This window comes from Oceanospirillum maris DSM 6286, assembly GCF_000422865.1.
Lineage (GTDB): Bacteria > Pseudomonadota > Gammaproteobacteria > Pseudomonadales > Halomonadaceae > Oceanospirillum > Oceanospirillum maris.
Map to the genome: position 1 here is coordinate 112,360 of NZ_KE383936.1, position 18,411 is coordinate 130,770.

Annotated in this window: 19 protein-coding genes; 12 read left to right on the forward strand and 7 right to left on the reverse strand. The window is 46.5% G+C overall.

The window, feature by feature from the left end; translation table 11 throughout:
* Positions 1–12: 12 nt before the first annotated feature.
* Together G517_RS0112490 and G517_RS0112495 are read right to left on the reverse strand one after the other, a co-directional pair.
* Complete coding sequence (locus tag G517_RS0112490; protein WP_028304686.1) at positions 13–486, reverse strand: FliG C-terminal domain-containing protein; 474 nt, start codon at positions 484–486, stop codon at positions 13–15.
* 21 nt (positions 487–507) lie between these two features.
* Positions 508–1,356, reverse strand: a complete 849-nt coding sequence (locus tag G517_RS0112495) for a hypothetical protein (protein ID WP_028304687.1) — start codon at positions 1,354–1,356, stop codon at positions 508–510.
* 356 nt (positions 1,357–1,712) lie between these two features.
* On the opposite strand from G517_RS0112495, the gene prfB reads away from it, so the two are divergent.
* The 5 genes from prfB (at position 1,713) to G517_RS19060 (ending at position 6,838) form a co-directional block, all read left to right on the forward strand.
* A protein-coding gene (gene prfB, locus G517_RS19050; RefSeq protein WP_102043371.1) for a peptide chain release factor 2 occupies positions 1,713–2,811 on the forward strand; the annotation gives its coding sequence in 2 pieces (ribosomal slippage) (positions 1,713–1,787 and positions 1,789–2,811; 1,098 coding nt in all).
* Between the two features lie 86 nt (positions 2,812–2,897).
* Entirely contained in the window at positions 2,898–4,424 is a 1,527-nt protein-coding gene (gene lysS, locus G517_RS0112505; protein ID WP_028304688.1) for a lysine--tRNA ligase, read from the forward strand.
* 156 nt (positions 4,425–4,580) lie between these two features.
* A complete protein-coding gene (locus tag G517_RS0112510; RefSeq protein ID WP_028304689.1) occupies positions 4,581–4,949 on the forward strand; it encodes a hypothetical protein in 369 nt (122 codons plus the stop codon).
* A 97-nt stretch (positions 4,950–5,046) separates the two neighbouring features.
* The gene (locus tag G517_RS19055) at positions 5,047–5,943 is read left to right on the forward strand and encodes a bile acid:sodium symporter family protein (RefSeq protein WP_036591467.1); all 897 of its coding nucleotides are present in this window, start codon (positions 5,047–5,049) and stop codon (positions 5,941–5,943) included.
* The gene (locus G517_RS19060; protein ID WP_051206373.1) at positions 5,936–6,838 is read left to right on the forward strand and encodes an ion channel; all 903 of its coding nucleotides are present in this window, start codon (positions 5,936–5,938) and stop codon (positions 6,836–6,838) included. Before G517_RS19055 ends, G517_RS19060 begins: the two co-directional genes overlap by 8 nt.
* Positions 6,839–6,869: 31 nt before the next feature.
* Here G517_RS19060 and G517_RS19065 read toward each other — a convergent pair whose 3' ends face one another.
* The 3 genes from G517_RS19065 to G517_RS19070 form a co-directional block, all read right to left on the reverse strand.
* On the reverse strand, positions 6,870–7,082 hold the full coding sequence (locus G517_RS19065) for a PA3496 family putative envelope integrity protein (RefSeq protein WP_036591469.1): 213 nt from the start codon (positions 7,080–7,082) through the stop codon (positions 6,870–6,872).
* A gap of 166 nt (positions 7,083–7,248) precedes the next feature.
* The gene (locus G517_RS0112530) at positions 7,249–8,076 is read right to left on the reverse strand and encodes a DUF4412 domain-containing protein (RefSeq protein WP_028304690.1); all 828 of its coding nucleotides are present in this window, start codon (positions 8,074–8,076) and stop codon (positions 7,249–7,251) included.
* 346 nt (positions 8,077–8,422) lie between these two features.
* Entirely contained in the window at positions 8,423–8,893 is a 471-nt protein-coding gene (locus G517_RS19070; RefSeq protein WP_051206374.1) for an RrF2 family transcriptional regulator, read from the reverse strand.
* Positions 8,894–9,426: 533 nt separating this feature from the next.
* On the opposite strand from G517_RS19070, the gene G517_RS0112540 reads away from it, so the two are divergent.
* Both G517_RS0112540 and G517_RS0112545 read left to right on the forward strand, forming a co-directional pair.
* Entirely contained in the window at positions 9,427–10,359 is a 933-nt protein-coding gene (locus G517_RS0112540) for a DHH family phosphoesterase (protein WP_028304691.1), read from the forward strand.
* A gap of 96 nt (positions 10,360–10,455) precedes the next feature.
* The gene (locus tag G517_RS0112545) at positions 10,456–10,776 is read left to right on the forward strand and encodes an Rdx family protein (RefSeq protein WP_028304692.1); all 321 of its coding nucleotides are present in this window, start codon (positions 10,456–10,458) and stop codon (positions 10,774–10,776) included.
* Positions 10,777–10,780: 4 nt separating this feature from the next.
* Here the strand turns inward: G517_RS0112545 and G517_RS0112550 are convergent, their stop codons facing one another.
* Entirely contained in the window at positions 10,781–11,293 is a 513-nt protein-coding gene (locus G517_RS0112550) for a HugZ family pyridoxamine 5'-phosphate oxidase (RefSeq protein ID WP_051206375.1), read from the reverse strand.
* 192 nt (positions 11,294–11,485) lie between these two features.
* On the opposite strand from G517_RS0112550, the gene G517_RS0112555 reads away from it, so the two are divergent.
* On the forward strand, positions 11,486–12,412 hold the full coding sequence (locus tag G517_RS0112555) for a DMT family transporter (protein ID WP_028304694.1): 927 nt from the start codon (positions 11,486–11,488) through the stop codon (positions 12,410–12,412).
* Between the two features lie 77 nt (positions 12,413–12,489).
* A complete protein-coding gene (locus G517_RS19075; RefSeq protein WP_028304695.1) occupies positions 12,490–12,732 on the forward strand; it encodes a DUF1653 domain-containing protein in 243 nt (80 codons plus the stop codon).
* Between the two features lie 13 nt (positions 12,733–12,745).
* Here G517_RS19075 and G517_RS0112565 read toward each other — a convergent pair whose 3' ends face one another.
* On the reverse strand, positions 12,746–13,423 hold the full coding sequence (locus tag G517_RS0112565; RefSeq protein ID WP_245543249.1) for an arylesterase: 678 nt from the start codon (positions 13,421–13,423) through the stop codon (positions 12,746–12,748).
* Between G517_RS0112565 and G517_RS0112570 the strand changes: the two genes are divergently transcribed.
* The 3 genes from G517_RS0112570 (at position 13,422) to G517_RS19080 (ending at position 18,328) form a co-directional block, all read left to right on the forward strand.
* Positions 13,422–14,204 carry an ABC transporter ATP-binding protein gene (locus tag G517_RS0112570; protein ID WP_084632206.1) on the forward strand — a complete coding sequence of 261 codons (783 nt, stop codon included), beginning with the start codon at positions 13,422–13,424 and terminating at the stop codon, positions 14,202–14,204. The two genes, G517_RS0112565 and G517_RS0112570, sit on opposite strands and share 2 nt — an antisense overlap.
* A gap of 1 nt (position 14,205) precedes the next feature.
* Positions 14,206–16,785: an ABC transporter permease gene (locus tag G517_RS0112575; RefSeq protein WP_051206376.1), complete on the forward strand. Its 2,580-nt coding sequence runs from the start codon at positions 14,206–14,208 to the stop codon at positions 16,783–16,785.
* An 88-nt stretch (positions 16,786–16,873) separates the two neighbouring features.
* Positions 16,874–18,328 (forward strand): DUF3422 family protein, encoded by a 1,455-nt coding sequence (locus G517_RS19080; RefSeq protein ID WP_051206377.1) that lies wholly within the window; start codon positions 16,874–16,876, stop codon positions 18,326–18,328.
* Positions 18,329–18,411: the final 83 nt, after the last annotated feature.

Genomic DNA, 18,411 nt, shown 5'->3' on the forward strand with positions numbered 1-18,411 from the left:
TCAAGCCGCGGCTTAGTAATACTCTCCGTGGGGGTCAATTAAAGTGATTTGCTCTTCATCAACAAGACGCTCAACGAGGGCAAAGAAGTCAGTATAGGCCCGCAGGGCTTCCATCGGTTTAATGGGCTGATTGTAAAGTACATCGGATTGAATCGCTTGGCAGTTACGCTTGGTGGTGTGGGTCATTAACCGATTTTCGAGCTTAGTGCCTCTTACCGTTCGCATGACATGGACTAATTGATCACGGGTGGCGGTATGCATTAGATGCTGCATACTTCTATTGTCCATGTGAGTGAGAGTGGTTAACAGCTTACGACACAGGAGAATAAAATTGGGTTCGCCTTGAGATTGTGGCGGGTTTAAGCCCAATTGTTCATCCAGCTTTGATACCAGCTCTAGGGCATTTATAAGCTCTAGCTGCACAGAAAAAAAGTCTTGGCTAACACGGTAATGGTGTTCGCCGAGGGTAAGGACTTCAAAGGCCATAGTGGCTAACTCCGTATTTGCTTAAGTAAGAACTGGGCCGGTATTCTTTTTGGCTTCATCCGAAGGGGCTTTTTTCTTCTGCAGGCCTTTAACAACCTCAATCACCATCTGGGCTGTTTTACGGGCATCAGTCGGCGCAATCTGGCTTGGTTTAGCAGGCTTTAGTTTTTCTTGCATAGGCTTAGGTATCAGCTTGAGAAATTTATTCAGTAAGCTTGTTTCTGACATCTCTTCGCAAATAAACCATAACTTAGCCAATTGGCGCGGTGGTACTTGTTTGAATACAGCAAATAAAGCCTTTTCAGGAAAGCCGTCAAGTTTCGTTAAAAGCTGACGAATAAACGCTGCGTCATTGCTCATCGGTAAAGCGATATTATCCGGTGTGGCATTGTCTTTAGCGGCCATGCGAGGAGGGCGAATTTCACCTTCGTCCGTCATGCGCTCTATGGTGCGAATCAAGCCTTGAAGGCGTTCGTTTACTTCCCAAAGCGGTTTTAGGGGTAGTTTTTCGGCCCCTTGGATAAGCCGGTCTATCTCACGGCGGCCTAAGGCGGTTTCGATCTTTTCAATCAAGCTACTCATTTGTTTGCTTTGGGCAAGGCGATACAGCAAGGTGAAATCAAACTCTCTTAATAACAGTGATAGTTCATTATCATTAAACTGCTCTAAGTGGGTGAGTGCTGGCAGTAATTGCTGAAATTGTTCTCTTGCCTCTTCCCAGCGTGATTTCGGGTGCAGGGCAAACTGTTCAAGCTGTCCTACCAGCGCATCGCGCATTTCTTTACAGGCTTGTTCAGGGAGTAATAACTGACTTTGCGCCAGTTGGATCTCTAACCGCTGACCGCTGACCGGCTTGACCTTGATCTGCATGTGTTTTTTCCTAACGCTGAATCGGTAAGACATATTCTGCCATGGCGACGGTATGCATTGCATCCGCGAATCTGTTCATTTTAAGGGCATCTTCTAACTTGTGCATCTTATTCGATAACTTGTGCGCTGTATTCGGTGACCTGTGGTGCCGATTCAGTTATGCCAACCCGCGCTGTATTGCTGGTAGGTCGTGGGGGGATTCGTTAGAATTACTCTCTTGTTTTTCGGATGCACTTTCTCAGCTCTGGTTTTTTTAACTTTTAACGGTTTTTTTAACCTTTAACCTAGGCTTAGCCGAAGTGTCGTTTTCGAAACGATCTTTTTTTGATCCCTACTTTTTGTGAGTTTTTGGCACCATGTTAGAAATCAACCCGATTAATAATCTCATTAAGGACCTGTCTGAGCGGACAGATGTTCTTAGGGGGTATCTTTGACTACGCTGAAAAGAAAGACCGCCTAGAAGAAGTCAACCGCGAACTGGAACAACCAGAAGTCTGGAATGAACCAGAACGAGCCCAAGCTTTAGGCAAAGAGCGCTCTGGCCTTGAATTAGTGGTAGAAACCATCGACAACCTTGATACCGGTTTGGTGGATGCACGAGACCTACTGGATTTAGCCGTTGAAGAAGACGATGAAGGTACGGTCACAGAGGTTGAATCTGAACTAGCTAATCTTAAAGCTCAGCTTGAAAAGCTAGAGTTTCGCCGGATGTTCTCCGGTGAAATGGATGAGAGCAACGCGTACTTAGATATTCAATCTGGCTCTGGCGGTACAGAAGCTCAGGATTGGGCCAACATGATGTTGCGTATGTTTCTGCGCTGGGGTGATGCCCACGGTTTTAAAACCGAATTGATTGAAGTGACCGCAGGGGATGTAGCGGGTATTAAAGGTGCAACCATTCGTTTCGAAGGTGAGTACGCCTATGGTTGGCTACGTACTGAAACTGGCGTTCACCGCCTAGTACGCAAATCGCCCTTTGATTCCGGTGGCCGTCGCCATACGTCGTTTGCTTCTGTGTTTGTTTCGCCAGAAGTGGATGACAGCTTTGAAGTGGATATCAACCCTGCGGATCTTCGCACGGATACCTATCGCTCATCAGGTGCGGGTGGTCAGCACGTTAACACCACCGACTCTGCGGTACGTATTACCCACGAGCCGACCGGTGTCGTAGCATCCTGCCAAACAGAGCGTTCTCAACATGCTAACCGTGATCGTGCGATGAAGCAGTTGAAGGCCAAAATCTATGAATTAGAGATGCAAAAGCGCAACGCTGAGAAGCAGGCGCTGGAAGATACTAAGTCTGATATTGGCTGGGGTAGCCAGATCCGTTCTTACGTACTGGACGACTCCCGCATTAAAGACTTACGCACCGGTGTTGAAAACCGCAATACTCAGGCGGTTCTTGATGGCGATCTGGATCGCTTTATTGAAGCGAGCCTGAAGCAGGGGCTGTAATTAGTTACGCCTCTGCAGATAAGCGCGCGAACTCAGGTTCGCGCTGAATAATCCGATTTTACATTTGTTTTGGATGATAAAGACCCATGGCTACAGAACAGCAGCAAGATACTCCCCTTGATAGCGCCGCAGCGGCAGCAGAAGAGAACAAACTGATTGCCGAGCGCCGTGCCAAGCTAGCTGAGCGTCGCGAAAAAGGTAACGCTTTTCCTAACACCTTCCGCCGTGATGCACTGGCCGCTGAGCTTCAAGATGAGCTGGGTGATAAGGATAAGGACGCGCTGGAGCAGCTGAACCGTAAGGCATCTGTAGCCGGTCGTATCATGCGTATGCGTGGCCCTTTTATTGTTATTCAAGATATGAGCAGCCAAATCCAATTGTATGTGGATAAGAAAGCGCTGCCTGAAGATGTCCGTGCCGATATTAAAAGCTGGGATTTTGGTGATATCGTCGGTGCCACCGGCCCTGTGCATAAATCGGGCAAGGGCGATCTGTACGTTTATATTGAAGAGTGTGAATTGCTGACAAAGGCTCTGCGCCCACTGCCGGACAAATTCCACGGATTGACGGATCAGGAACTGCGCTATCGCCAGCGTTACGTTGATCTGATCATGAATGAAGAATCCCGCAAAGCCTTTCAGATTCGCGCCAAAGTTGTCAGCGGTATTCGCAACTACCTGAGTCAGCGTGGTTATATGGAAGCGGAAACACCGATGCTGCAGGTGATACCCGGTGGTGCTACAGCCCGACCGTTTACGACGCATCATAATGCACTGGATCGTGATATGTATCTGCGTATTGCTCCAGAGCTTTATTTGAAGCGTTTGGTTGTGGGCGGCTTCGAGAAAGTATTTGAAATTAACCGTAACTTCCGTAACGAAGGTCTGTCGACCCGTCACAATCCAGAATTTACTATGCTGGAGTTCTATGAAGCATACGCTGACTACAAGGATTTGATGGATCTGACTGAAGATATGCTGCGCACTATCGCTCAGGATGTTCTAGGTGATACCGTGGTTCAGTACCAAGAAGACACCTACGATTTTGGTCAGCCGTTTGTACGTATGACCATGATCGAATCAATTCTGAAGTACGCGCCAGAGATCACTGAAGAGAGTCTGCAGGATTTGGAATCTGCGAAGAAAGTCGCTGAGTCCCTGAAGATTGATGTTAAGCCGATCTGGGGTCTGGGTAAGCTGCACACTGAAATCTTTGAAGAAGTGGCCGAGCATCGTCTGATGCAGCCGACTTTCATTACCGAATACCCTGCTGAAGTATCACCACTGGCCCGTCGTAACGATGACAACCCTTTTGTCACCGATCGCTTTGAGTTCTTCGTGGGCGGCCGTGAGATCGCTAACGGTTTCTCGGAGCTGAATGATGCGGAAGATCAGGCGGAGCGTTTTGAACGTCAGGTTGCTGAGAAAGATGCCGGTGATGACGAAGCAATGTTCTATGATCACGATTATATTCGTGCCTTGGAATACGGCCTGCCACCGACCGCTGGTGAAGGTATCGGTATCGATCGCCTAGTCATGCTCTTTACCAACGCACCGTCGATTCGTGATGTGCTGTTATTTCCGCATATGCGACCAGAAGCGGATTCTAAGTAATTTTTCGCCCCAGTATTCTTTGAATGCTGGGGTTTTGTTTATCCCCTGCTTTATTGGCCATCAACTGTTACAGTAGGCGGCTTGTTTTTTATTTGAGTCGGCTAACCGACTGAATAACTTTTGTCAGGTTCGTAAAGGACTGTCTGGAGACACACCATGAAGATGCTTAATCGTTCTGCAATGACTGTAAAACTGACTCAGGAATTTGTTGACTGGATTAACAATCTTGAGGAAGGCAGTGAGCCGCTGACGCTGGCTGATGTTAACGAAGAAGCTACGGTTTATCTGGTTCCCGAAATTGAAGATGAAGACCAGCTTAAAGAAATGGTTGAGGAGTATTGGTTAAACATTTTAGAGAATGAGCTAAAATCTTGGGAGGAAGATGAATCTTTCTGGCCTGAGCTGAATGTTGCTCAGTTTGAACGTTTTATTGAGTTGTCCCCAGCGGTAATGGTCTTTGACCTGGATTACCAAAATGGATTGAAATCAGCCAGTGTTGACGATTTAGAAGATTCTGGTAACTAATCTGTATGCATCGTTATTGAGCTGTCATTGAGCTATAGCGTTATCGCTTGATAGCAGTAAGTAGGTAAAGAAAGGGTTGCTGAAGGAATTTATTACCATGTCCAACGGAGTGCTGTTAGGGGTGGTTCTTCCTGCCGCCCTTTTTATTATTATGCTGGGTATGGGTATGACCTTGATGCCTGCTGATTTTGGTCGAGTTTTTACCCTACCTAAGGCGGTCTTTGTCGGCTTAATGGGACAGGTGCTGCTTGTGCCTTTATTGGCCTTTGGCGTTGTCTCTCTTTTTCAAATGCCACGAGAGTTAGCTATTGGCCTGATGGTATTATCGTTTGCCCCCGGCGGTGCCACGTCTAATATGATGACGTTTTTAAGCCGAGGTGATGTGGCTCTATCGATTACGCTAACGGCGTTTGCTTCTATTATTACACCTTTCTCTATGCCGTTATTAACGCAGTGGTCGCTCGATTACTGGTTAGGCGCTTCCCAACCCGTTGAACTCCCTATTGCCCAAACCATGTTGCGACTGTTTGTTATCACTGTTGTACCTGTCTCTATTGGCATGTGGTTGCATCGAACAAAGCCGGAACTCAGTCAGGTGCTGGCTAATGTTGTTAAACCCCTTTCAATCGCTTTCTTGGCGCTGGTTATTGTGGGGATTGTGTCAAAGCACTGGGCGCAGATGCCAGAGTTTCTTGCCGCTGTTGGTTGGCCGGTTGTTATGCTGAATAGCTTGGCTCTGTTATTGGGGTATCTGTTTGCCCGTTTTAATGGTCTTAACGGCCCTCAGCAACTGACGATTGGGATTGAGGTTGGAGTGCAAAATGGTGGCACCGCACTTTTAGTTACCGGCGCTATTTTAGGTAACAGCGTCATGTCTGTACCTCCGGTTATTTACGGTATTCTGATGTGGGGGCCAAGTATGCTATTTGGCCTTTGGTGGGGGCGTAGAATTCTCGGTAACTATCCCCGCGCTATGGCTCAAATCGATGGCTAGCGCTCTAAAATCGACCTCTTTTCTGGGGCGCTGGCTCGGGTTGGCGGGGGTTTCTGCCGATGAGAATCCCAGGGCGAGGCTATGGGCCCAGAGGCTAGAATGGCCAATGCTGTTTATGGCTCTCTGGATGCTTATCGCTTGGTACTTAAGCTTAATGGGTGATATTCATCAGCTGTTGCACCGTCTTAGTGATTTACTGATCTGGTTTTTTTTCCTAGCGGAGACACTACTGCTTACCTTCTTGGTTGATCGGCGCAGGGTTTACCTAAAAAGAAACTGGATGAATATTGTTATTCTTGTTCTAGGGTTGCCGATTTTATGGGGCGACAGCTCTATGGCGATTGTGTTGCGTATGCTGCGGGTTGTGTTGATCCTGTCACTCTTAATGCCGATGAGTTCAACGATTCATGCAATTCTGGCCCGTAATAATTTAGGTACGACTCTGCTCATTAGTGCGATATTTGTTGGCCTTTCTGGCACGTTTATATCGGTTATTGATCCTGCCATAGATTCGCCTTGGGAAGGGATTTGGTGGGCGCTAGTAACGGTGACCACTGTGGGATATGGCGATGTAGTCCCTTCTAGTGCAACGGGGAAGTTCTTTGCCACAATACTTATTTTATTAGGTATTGGATTGTTGTCTCTGTTGACCGCAAGTTTCTCTGTCTTTTTCCTCTCCCAAGAGGAGGAGGGCGTTATTGACAAGGAAGCGGAACTGCTCAAGCGCGTTGATAGGGTTGCATCACGCTTAGACCGACTAGAAGACAGTATTGCTAGAGTATTAGAGTGCCAACGTCAGATACTAAAACAACAAGAGGCTCAGAAGCAGGACGCTTGTGAGCCACCAGAGTCAGACGCTAAAATGGTCGATGTTACGAAAGACCAGCGAAGCTAGGCATTAATATTCAAATGGCTTATTTCAGGTTTTAGTCATCTTTGTCCCAGTCGTCATAATCGTAATAATCAGCAATCGTTTTCTTAAGCTGTCGCTGCTCAAGACGGTCTTCGATCATACGGCGTTTATCTAATGATCCTGTTTTTTTACTCAACTCCTTTTCTTCGGCGTCTTCAACAGTCACATCATCGGTGTCATCAAAAATATCATCGGTATCATCAAAGGATACGCCCTCACGGCCCATTGATAAGTCTCTCCAGAAAAAGGTTAATTTCTGATGCTTATATAGACGGAATTTAAATTCTGGTAAAGAAAAAAATAAAGCCTCGGCAAAAAAAATTGCAGAGGCTTTATTGTGATATCAAAGAGAAGTATTTGAAAAGCTACTTTTTCTAGCTTTTTTGCCGACGTTACTCAACAATAAATGCATCTTCGATATCTTTTTCTTCATAAGCCATAGGGACTTTAAAAGCTGATTTTGGAATGGTTAAGGTTTGAACTTGCACCAAGCGATATTCATCAACGGCACTGGCAGGGTAGGTTCGCTGAATGGATACAGGGAGCTGGTTTTTGCTATTCATCACAAATAAAAGCTCTGTGGTGTCTCCGGGGTTAAGCTGTTGATGCACGCTGCTGGAAAAATTATGGAAAGATTCCAGTGTGTGCATGGCGCTGTCAGGCACACCCACATCGTTTGAATTCGCGACGCAGAGTTTTGCCTGGCTTTCCCCATTGACGAGGGCATCAATCATTTGGCATGGATAACCGCTAATCTCTGTTTCATCACCTAAACGACGGTACTCAATCATCTCCTGCTGAGGGGCTTGAGCCAGTAGTTGAATCTGCTCAAGAATTTCCGCCATCTGCTCTTTTTCTTCATCGTTAGCAACCTTCATGCTGGCCTTCAATTCAGCCATAATTGCTTTTCGAGTCACTTCAATCTGTTCTGATAAGCTTTCTAAGGTTTCGCGATCAAGCACGCTGTAACTGTTCTTTTCACTGTCAACAAGGGTCATGTACTGCTGCTTTACATCAAACAGCATAAAGAAATCCGGTGCCATGGGGTTTTCAAAACGAATAAAATCTTCACTGACCAAAATAGTACTTCGGTGCTCAGGCGTTTTTACAGATTGGTAGGTTAAGCTGATATCACTCATCGCCTGCGTACTGATGCAAAGTGTACTGATGCCGAGTGTAATAGCGGCACTTAGGCTGGTAAAAAAAGAACGAATTTTCATAAAAGATACCAACTGATCCTTGATGCTGACAATAACGAGAAGCCGAGAGCAGATCCATCCCTGCGTCGGTGCCAAAGTGGGCTTTACCCACCCAACATATATCGTAAAAAGAGCCTTATATTACTTTAAATAAGCGTCAGACTTAAGCGGCAAATAGCAACCATTGGTAAGTGATTGATCCGATGTTGATCTAGCTGAGCTAATGAGGTTATGCCAAGTATGGTATGGCAAGGGTGGATAGAGGAATATTAGAGACAAAAAAATAGCGCATCGTCATTAAGCATAATGACGATGCGCTATTTTGGTATGCTAAGTGAAGAATCAACGTCAACTTATTTCTATAAGCTTAGGATGCAGCCATCACTTGTACTGGCAATTCACCTTCTTTTAGGTCTAAACCTAGTAATGTACGAATATCCGTTGGATTTTTAAGCAGATCACGAAGAGTATATTCGTCAACTACGCCTAAAAATGCATCACGAGCTTTACTCAGCATTGGCTTCATGTCGCAAGAGCCCGTTAAAGGATAGATAAGTTTCTCACAATCAACAATTTCCAGAGATGTTTCAAAGTCACGAATCATCTTGCCGATTGAAATCTCTTCTGCTTCCATATTAATGCGCATGCCGCCATACTTACCGCGAACGGTTTGGATATAGCCGAGTTGCCCTAATTTATGAACAATCTTCATCAAGTGATTACGCGAAATTTCGAAGTGATACGCGATATCACTGATGGTTACCAGTTCATCAGACTGCTGTACGCCCAAAAACATAAGTACTCGGATTGCGTAGTCTGTTTGACGGGTAAGTTGCATAATGCTCGACCCCTTTTAATTCCTAGTTTTAGCCCTGTGATATTCCCCTGCGACTCCTTGCAGGACGATTCACCCTATGCAATAAATTCTAGCACGCTATTGCTGTGCGCATTGTATATCTTTGCAAGCAAATGCAGCTTTTTATGTATAGTTTTTCAAGGAAATGTGACTGATTTAACAGAATATCCTGTTAACGTGCTAATTTTATTAGTAAAAGATGCTTTTGTGAACCTTCGTAACAGATGCATCTATTTGTAGTCGCATTTATGCTAGTGATGACGCTGGTTTTTAGATGGTTTTGAAATAGCTTTAAGAGTTTTTACGGACGGCTCAAATGGACATGATTATGCTGTATAACAGGAAATAACCCTCTTTTAGGTTGATTTTAGTTAATTACATACTAGCAACAAACCTATAGGTTATGGGGTTTTCTGGTTCTCTGGGGTTTAGATAAATGATATGTTTAGCCTCAATATATTTAACAGGATAGGTGCGCTGTTAGGGCGTATCTGTCGTATTTACAGGAGAGGCTGATGTCTGGTCAAAAGTTCCGACTGGTTACCCGCAGTGATTTTGACGGGCTGGTGTGCGCGGTGTTGTTAAAACACCTTGATATGATTGATGACATTCTATTTGTGCATCCAAAAGATATGCAGGATGGAAAAATTGAGATTACAGGTTCAGATATCACCACTAACCTGCCTTATGTAAAAGGCTGTCATGTGGCCTTTGATCACCATTTAAGTGAAACGCTGCGTAACGATAGCAGCATTGATAATCATATTATTGATCCCGACGCCCCTTCCGCTGCCCGTGTTGTTTATGATTACTACGGTGGTGCGGATAAATTCCCAGCATCTTGGGATGATATGATGGAAGCGGTGGACAAGGGTGACGCTGCCCAGTTTAACCGTGAAGAGATTCTACATCCTGAGGGTTGGGTTCTAATGAACTTCCTGATGGATGCTCGTACAGGCCTAGGCCGTTTCCGTGAGTTCCGTATCTCCAATTATCAGCTGATGATGCAGTTGATCGATTACTGTGCAAACCACAATATTGATGACATCTTAAAGCTAGAAGATGTTAAAGAGCGTGTGGAGCTGTACTTTGAGCAGGAAACCAAAGCTGTTGAACAGATTAAGCGCTGCAGTACGGTTCACGATAACTTAGTTGTGCTTGATCTACGTGATGAAGAAACCATTTGGGCCACCAACCGCTTTATGATTTATGCGCTCTTTCCTGAGTGCAATATTTCCATTCATGTCTTGTGGGGCTTAAAGCAGCAAAACACCGTGTTTGCTGTTGGTAAGTCAATTCTTGACCGTAGTTCAAATACCAATGTTGGCGAGCTTTGCTTGCAATACGGTGGTGGTGGCCACTTAAATGCAGGGACCTGTCAGGTCGATAATGACCACGCGATAGACTCGTTAGCGGCCATTATTAAGTCGATTAACGCAGACGGCTAAGGCTTTGTTCGATGCCTTAAAGCGTATTGGTTTGATGGCTAAAACCCTCGTGCTCATTGTGAGACGGGGGTTTTATGCTTTTTGAAGGAGAATCCCGTGAATCACAAATATAAAATTACGATCCACTACTGTACTCAGTGCAACTGGATGCTACGGGCGGCGTGGATCGCTCAGGAAATTCTGCATACCTTTAGTGATGATTTAGCGGAAGTTGCTTTAGCTCCGTCAACCGGTGGCCGTTACGAAATCTGGCTAAACAGCCTAGTGGGCGAGACACCGAGTCAAACCCTGTTATGGGAGCGAAAAGCAGATGGTGGTTTCCCTGAATCTAAAGCAATTAAGCAACGTATCCGCGATGCCATTGATCCTGAGCGATCTCTAGGTCATTCTGATTCGCCTGTGCAGCCCAAAAATTAACCGCTTAACGTTTTAGATGTTCGATCTGATTTAGGCCTTTACCTGATAACGTATAAGCTTGACCAAAACCACGAACATAAGTGGCTTGTTTAGGGCTCAGTTTTAATAGGTGAAAATCCGCTAAACCTTTCAGCAAATTAATAATATCGCCAAACTGCTCTTGCATCTGTTCCAGGCGGTCGGAAAACTCTGCCTGATCCCGAGGGATTAATTCCGCATGACCAAGACAGGTGAAACGCTGACGGGCGAACAGTTGTCGGGTATCCTGCTCATCGGCAATTAGCATCCAAGAAACCTTTTTATTATCAAGCAGATGCTGAGTATGGGCCGCAAGTTCGCTGACAAAAATATAGTGGTTACCAACCTCATCTTCGATAAAAGGCGCGTAGCTGGCTTCAGGCCACTGATCACTATTTAAAGTGGCAAGAATCAAGGTGTTACAGCGCTGACGGAATAGGTGTTGTTCCGCCTGTATGTCGCTAAGCGTCAGTGGGGTTTTTGGGGTTGGGCTGGTCATCTTTGTCTCCACTCAATGAGCCGTCAAAACAGATTACGGAGTAAGCCTGATAAAAGACTATACCATCTGGCCGGTTTAACCCAAGCCGAACCTTTCCGTTAACGTCAACGTATCATCTTATCGCGGTCATATTTTATGGCTGAGACAGTTTTTGGTTAATAATAGATTGTGACTGATTATAGAGGAGTATTTATGTCTGACCGTCAGGCTCGGGAAAAACGGGCACTCATCTATGCGCTAATGGCCGTGGGCATGTGGTCTACGGTAGCCACAGCATTTAAAATCGCCTTACAACACCTACAGCCCGCTCAACTGCTGCTATGGGCATCGGTATTTTCTATTGCGGTCTTGATGATGGTGGTTAGTTGGCAGGGTAAATGGGGACATGTTAAGCAATTAAGCCGTAAAGAATGGTCAGCATCTCTGCTATATGGTGCATTAAATCCGGCGCTGTATTATTTAGTCTTGTTTGGTGCCTACGACCTTCTGCCCGCCCAAGAAGCTCAGGCATTGAACTATTCTTGGGCGTTAACACTGGCCTTTCTATCGGTGCCCTTTTTAGGGCAAAAATTACGGCCACAGGACCTGATTGCAGGGTTTATCTGCTACGGAGGTGTTCTTGTCATTGCAACCCGAGGCAATGTGTTAGGCTTGGAGTTTAGTCATTTACTCGGTGTTAGTTTGGCGCTGATCAGCACATTTATCTGGGCCGGTTACTGGATCTTAAATACCCGAGATCAACGTGAACCCATCGTTGGTTTGATGCTGAACTTTATTATGGCGTTGCCTATTTTGCTGATCGTTAACGCTTATTTGGAGCTGTTGGTGATGCCAAGCTGGCAGGGCATTGCCGCCGCCGCTTATGTCGGTATATTTGAGATGGGGTTGGCTTTTGTCTGCTGGTTACAAGCGATGCGTTTAACCACACAAACGGCAAAAATCAGTAATTTAATTTTTCTATCGCCTTTTATCTCTTTGATTCTAATCTTTAGCTTTTTGGGTGAAACCATTTACCCTTCTACTTTGATCGGGCTAGGCTTTATCATTGCGGGTCTATTCATACAGCAACATAAAAGTGCTGCACAAAAAGCGGCTCTAAAGGCCACCGTTCAAGACTAGATCGCTTTATATGAGAAGTCTGGATAAAGGCTAGATTTAAGAGCTCGCGTTAAAAGCTAGAGCTGCAGGAGATATTGATGGCGATTCAAACAGGGATTTACCAGCACTACAAAGGCGCACGCTATCGGGTGCTAGGTGAGGCAACCCATAGCGAAACAGAAGAAGTGCTGGTGATCTATCGGGCACTCTATGGCGATCATGGTTTGTGGGTGCGCCCCTTAACGATGTTTATCGAGCATGTTGATATTGACGGCACGTTACAACCTCGTTTTGCTTTGGTTGAGGCGAGAGAGGATGCCTTAAGCCTATTGGATGGTTAGCATAACTTTTCGATTAAGGCGCTTTGGACAACAAAGGGTTAAGACTGGGCCAGATATTATTTAGTAGCTGCGGTTGCGCTTGAGCCTTGGGGTGAATGCCATCCGCCTGCATTAGCTCAGGGTAAAGGGCAATCTTTTCCAAAATAAAGGGGACGAAAGGCACCTGTTTTTCTTCCGCTAGTTCAGGGTAAATAGCGCTAAAGGCAGCGGTATAACGACGGCCATAGTTGGGCGGTAGCTGAATACCCAGCAACAGAGGTTGCGTACCGGCTTTTTGGCTAAGATCGATCATACGGCTAAGATTGTTGCGCATTAACGTGAGAGGAAGTCCTCGCAGGCCATCATTACCCCCTAATTCGATAAGAACCAGATCCGGCTGATGTTGTCGTAACAGTTCTGGCAATCGCGTTAGCCCTCCCTGGGTGGTTTCGCCACTGATGCTGGCGTTGACTACTTGATAGTCATAGCCCTGCTGGACAAGACGTTTTTTAAGCAGTGTTACCCAGCCTTGGCCTTGGCTTAAACCATAACCGGCGCTAATGCTATCGCCTAAAACCAGTAACTTTTTTTCCGCGCCATAACTGGTTGGAATAAAGGCTAAAAAACTGATCAGCAATACACACGTACAAAGAATGACTGATCGACGGCCAATAGCCGCCATGCCTACAGTGAAAGGATGTTGAAATATCATGAATGCTCCCGCTTCTGAATCCCATGACCAAAATGCTAACACAGATCCGACTGCAGCCGTCAGTGGCGTTGATCCGTTAGTGGTTGGCCGTCGCTCTGTTATTCGTACTGAAAAACTGATGCGCACCGTCACCGATGCGGATGGTCAGCCTTTGCAAATTTTGCAAGGTGTTGAATGCCAAATCTATGCCGGTGAGAGTGTCGCTATCCTAGGAAGTTCCGGTGCGGGCAAATCAACCCTGCTGGGGTTGTTGGCGGGGCTAGATCAGTCATCCGGCGGTGAGATTTGGCTAAACGACCAACCCCTAAGCCAGTTAGATGAAGAAGGACGAGCTTTGATGCGCCAGCAAGTAGGCTTCGTCTTCCAATCTTTTCAGCTATTAGAGCATTTAACCGCACTGGAAAACGTGATGTTACCGTTAGAGCTAGCCGGTGATCCTGATTATCACATCAAGGCAAAGCAGTGGTTGGAGCGGGTTGGTTTAGGGGCGCGTATCAAGCATTACCCACGACAACTGTCTGGAGGGGAGCAACAACGTGTGGCTATTGCCCGTGCCTTTGCCGGTGATCCTTTGGTGCTGTTTGCCGATGAACCAACAGGGAATTTAGATAGCGTGACAGGCCAATCTATTATTGATCTATTGTTTAATTTAAACCGAGATCAAGGTACGACACTTATTCTTGTCACCCATGATGTGACTTTAGCCCAGCACTGCCAGCGACGCTTAACCCTAAAAGATGGCTTGTTGCACGAAGACATCAGCACTAAGGCGGGGGTTTAATATGCCCTCTGCCGTATTGCCGACATCGGAACGAAAGTTACAAAAGCCAAAGCCCGTCAAACAATGGTCAATGGCCCTTAAACTGTTACTACGTGAGTGGCGCTCAGGGGATTTAAACCTTCTTTTTTCTGCACTGGTGCTGGCGGTTATGACCGTCGCGTTGACCGGCTTTATTGCCGATCGCTTGCAGCGTGGTATGGAGCAACAGGCCGCACAGTTAATGGGAGGCGATTTAGTTTTGCGCAGCTCTAGAGCCGTGGATGCTAGCTGGCTGACAGAGGCCGAAACCCAGGGGTTAAAAGCGGTTTCTAGCCTAGAATTTACCAGCATGGTTGCAGGGGATGAAGGTTTTCAGCTCTCTGCGGTAAAAGCGGTGGATAGCGGTTATCCCTTAAAAGGGGGATTGGAGTTAGAGCCGATCCTAGATCTGGAATCATCTGAGCTTAAATCAGCGTCTGTATCAACTGAGGGTGCATTACCGGCTTCGGGTGAGGTTTGGGTTGACCGGCGCTTGTTGAGCGCCTTAGATGCCCGTATCGGCAGTGATATTGAAATTGGTCGTGAGCTTTTTACTATCACTCGAATTATTAGCAAAGAGCCTGATCGCGGCGGCGGCTTTATGAGCTTTAACCCACGGGCATTAATCCATTTTTCTGATGTTGAAGCCACCGGTGTTATTCAACCCGGTAGCCGGGTGCGTTATCGCTATATGTTTGCTGGTGATATGACACAAGTTGATCATTTTAAAAACTGGCTGGAAGAGCGGTTAGAACCGTCTCACCGCCTACTGGATATTCGAGAGGATAGCCCCTCGGTCGGCTCCGCCCTAGATCGTGCCCAACGCTACCTACAGTTAGCCAGTATCGGTGCGGTGATACTATCAGGTGTCGCGGTGGCTATGGCGGCCAGTCGCTTTGCCCGTCGTCGGCAAGATACGGTTGCCGTTATGGCTAGCCTCGGCTTTGCAGCACCGGTTATGGGCGGTATTTATCTGCGCTTATTATTGGTATTGGGTTTTGTTGCCGCAACCGTTGGTGCACTACTGGGCTTTAGTTTACAGGCGCTTGGCATTCAAGCTGTTGCAGGCTTGGTTCCTATCGCATTACCTCCAGCGGGTTGGGAGCCTTGGGTTTTAGCCATAGGAACCGGCCTTTTGTTGTTGATCGGCTTTGCCAGCGCTCCCCTAAGGCAGCTAAGAAATGTTTCTCCTCTGCGGGTATTCCGTAGAGATCTTGAGATGACCACGCCCTCTTCTATGGTTGTTTATGGCTTGGCATTAATGGCCTTAGTGGTGATGATCTATTGGTACAGTTCTGATGCACGTCTCACTCTATGGCTGACCTTAGGTTTGGTCGCGGTGCTGGTGCTCTCAGCGGTATTAACCCTAGGATTATTTTATCTCCTGAAAAAGGTAGGGCCAGTATTGCCGATGCGGGCTAGATTAGCTGTACGCAGTTTGTACAGTCATAAACAGACCGCTTTACCACAGGTAATGGCCTTTGGTTTAGTGCTGATGGTGGTGGCGCTCGTGGCCCTGATTCGTAATGATTTATTGGCGAGTTGGCAGCAACAGTTACCGGAAAATGCCCCTAACTATTTTGCGATTAATATTCAGCCTTATGAACAAGTTGAGTTTACACAACGACTTGATAACGCCGGTATTCGTCACTCACCGTTGTACCCTATTGTCAGAGGGCGTTTGAGCGATATTAATGGCCTTCCGGCCCAGCAAGCGGTACCTAAAGACGCAAGGGAAGATAACGCACTACATCGAGAGCTAAACCTAACATGGCATGCTCAAATACCGGATGATAACCAAGTCATTGCGGGTCGTTGGTGGCCTGAGAATATTCAGCTTAAGGCTGATGATCCTGTACCGTTATCATTAGAAGCCGGTATGGCAGAACGCTTGAGTTTAGGATTAGGCGATACCCTAAGCTTTAATTTTACAGGTCAGGTGATTACCGGTGAAGTAACCAATATTCGTCAGGTAAACTGGGATAATTTTCAGCCCAATTTTTATGTGATTACGCCACCTGGGGTGCTTGAAAACATGCCGCAAACGCTGCTTGCTAGCTTCTTCTTACCGGAAGATCAGCGAGGCTTAGTGGCACAAATGGTTAAAGCTTTTCCTGCGGTGTCCCTGCTGGATATTGGCCAGATTTTAGACCAAGTCCGTCAGATTTTGCAGCAGGTGACGATGGCCATTGAAGTGATGCTTGGTTTTACCTTGCTTAGCGGCCTAGTGTTGTTGTTGGCCGCGGTCAAAAACAGCCTAGATGAACGTCTACGAGAAGGTGCTTTGTACCGTACTTTAGGAGCCTCTGGCCGTATGATTCGACGTATTCAATGTATTGAATTTATCATCTTAGGTATTGTCGCTGGAGTACTTGCGCTATTAGGTTCGGAATTAACCGCCTTTTTACTTTACCGAAATCTATTTGATCTCGATTATAGTCTCAGCTTTACTCATTGGTTGGTGCTGCCTTTATCTGGGGTGGTCATTATTACTGCTGCGGGTCTTTGGGGTACGCGTCATGTCGTAAGCCAGCCTCCGCTTCAGGTCTTACGTGCGGGATAGGTCATTATTATGCTAAAAAGGCTGGAGCCATTTTTGCATGATACGATTAAAATCGTAGCGAATAAAAAAATATAGGATACAACAACTCATGAGTGCTGAGGTTATTCCCCCTAAGTCAAAACCTTACTCTTCAGCTTATTCCGCTAAAGAAGAGGGTGAAGATCACCTTTCCGAGCCATTTGAGTCCGCTGAATTGGATGATAGTCGCTTTCCGGCAACGGGTGACGGTATTGAACATTCTATTTTGCCGTTTCGTGTTCACCCTCGCCGTGAAGAACTTTACAACGAGCTACACGCAAGACCTTTTCCTGTGGTGCAAACGCCAGCTCGTGTGTCACGGTTAGCGGTATTGATTCCAGAGCATGATCGCGCCCGCGAGTTTGCTCATTTGCAGAACCTCTGTCAGCGTTATGGCGTTAATATGCCCGCAGAGGATTGCAGCTTTTATCAGGCTGATTTTGGTAGCTTTCAGTTTCGCTGTGGGCGTCATATGGAGTTTGTCACCTATACTTTTATTCGTCCTGAAAGCAGCGATACCCCATTTTCTTCTACCGCATTAGAGCTTATTCCACAGGATTGGCTGCGCCAAATGCCGGGGGAGGTTGTGGCAGCGTTTCATATTGAAATGCTGCACTCCGATCAACCGGAGCTAAGCCGTGAGCAACTTAAAACCAGCTTTGAAGGTCAGCGTTTGGTTAGTGGTCGCTTGATGGATGGCGATGCCACTATTTGGAGCGCTTTCCGTTTACACGGTGATGGTTTTGGTCGTTTCCTGATTCATAATCATGGCTTAAATAACAACCAGACCGGCCGTTTACTGCAGCGGCTGGTTGAGATGGAAACCTATCGCTTGATGGCTCTATTGGCGCTGCCAGAGGCCCGTCGTTTGGGGCCGTCGTTGCAGGATGTTGACGCTGAACTTGCGATGATTATCGCCAATGCCGCCGATATAAAAGATCATGCCGATGAGCGCAAAATGCTGACGGATCTTTCTCAGTTAGCGGCGAAGGTTGAACGCTGGCGCACGAATACCAACTATCGGTTTTCAGCCATGCGCGCATACTACTCCTTGGTGATGAAGCGAATGGATGAGTTACGCGAACAGCGAGTAGAAAACTACTTCACCATTAGCTCTTTTTTGGAGCGTCGCTTAACGCCAGCATTTAATACCTGTGAATCGATCAGTGAGCGATTAGAAGATCTGGCTCGCCGTATCGAACGAGCCGGAGATCTATTGCAAACCCGAGTAGACTTGACCATTGAAGCGCAAAATCAAAGCTTGCTCTCGTCCATGGATCGACGGGGCAAACTGCAGATGCGATTGCAGGAAACCGTGGAAGGGCTATCAATCGCAGCGATTAGTTACTACATGGTTAGCCTAGTTAAAATTATGGTGGGAGCAGCTTACAGCGCGGGTTTACCTGTGGATAAAGACTTGATTACGGGTCTTTCCGTACCTGTTGTCGTTGCGCTTGTTTGGTGGCTGACCCATCGGGTGAAAAAAGCGATTATGAAGGCTAATGATTCTGACCCTGATATATAATATTTGAGAGGATGGTTTTGTATTCGAGGGATTGCCTTTTTATGGGATCCGGTTAAAGTTGAGGCCAACGGATACGTTGGCCT

Coding starts and splice junctions, on each gene's coding strand:
- G517_RS19055 (WP_036591467.1), top strand. CDS start 5,047: ATGTCCAACGGAGTGCTGTTAGGGGTGGTTCTTCCTGCCGCCCTTTTT.
- G517_RS19080 (WP_051206377.1), top strand. CDS start 16,874: ATGAGTGCTGAGGTTATTCCCCCTAAGTCAAAACCTTACTCTTCAGCT.
- G517_RS0112550 (WP_051206375.1), bottom strand. CDS start 11,293: ATGACCAGCCCAACCCCAAAAACCCCACTGACGCTTAGCGACATACAG.
- G517_RS19065 (WP_036591469.1), bottom strand. CDS start 7,082: ATGGGCCGTGAGGGCGTATCCTTTGATGATACCGATGATATTTTTGAT.
- G517_RS0112555 (WP_028304694.1), top strand. CDS start 11,486: ATGTCTGACCGTCAGGCTCGGGAAAAACGGGCACTCATCTATGCGCTA.
- G517_RS19060 (WP_051206373.1), top strand. CDS start 5,936: ATGGCTAGCGCTCTAAAATCGACCTCTTTTCTGGGGCGCTGGCTCGGG.
- G517_RS0112565 (WP_245543249.1), bottom strand. CDS start 13,423: ATGATATTTCAACATCCTTTCACTGTAGGCATGGCGGCTATTGGCCGT.
- G517_RS0112490 (WP_028304686.1), bottom strand. CDS start 486: ATGGCCTTTGAAGTCCTTACCCTCGGCGAACACCATTACCGTGTTAGC.
- lysS (WP_028304688.1), top strand. CDS start 2,898: ATGGCTACAGAACAGCAGCAAGATACTCCCCTTGATAGCGCCGCAGCG.
- G517_RS19070 (WP_051206374.1), bottom strand. CDS start 8,893: ATGCAACTTACCCGTCAAACAGACTACGCAATCCGAGTACTTATGTTT.
- G517_RS0112570 (WP_084632206.1), top strand. CDS start 13,422: ATGAATGCTCCCGCTTCTGAATCCCATGACCAAAATGCTAACACAGAT.
- G517_RS0112495 (WP_028304687.1), bottom strand. CDS start 1,356: ATGCAGATCAAGGTCAAGCCGGTCAGCGGTCAGCGGTTAGAGATCCAA.
- G517_RS19075 (WP_028304695.1), top strand. CDS start 12,490: ATGGCGATTCAAACAGGGATTTACCAGCACTACAAAGGCGCACGCTAT.
- G517_RS0112575 (WP_051206376.1), top strand. CDS start 14,206: ATGCCCTCTGCCGTATTGCCGACATCGGAACGAAAGTTACAAAAGCCA.
- G517_RS0112540 (WP_028304691.1), top strand. CDS start 9,427: ATGTCTGGTCAAAAGTTCCGACTGGTTACCCGCAGTGATTTTGACGGG.
- G517_RS0112510 (WP_028304689.1), top strand. CDS start 4,581: ATGAAGATGCTTAATCGTTCTGCAATGACTGTAAAACTGACTCAGGAA.
- G517_RS0112530 (WP_028304690.1), bottom strand. CDS start 8,076: ATGAAAATTCGTTCTTTTTTTACCAGCCTAAGTGCCGCTATTACACTC.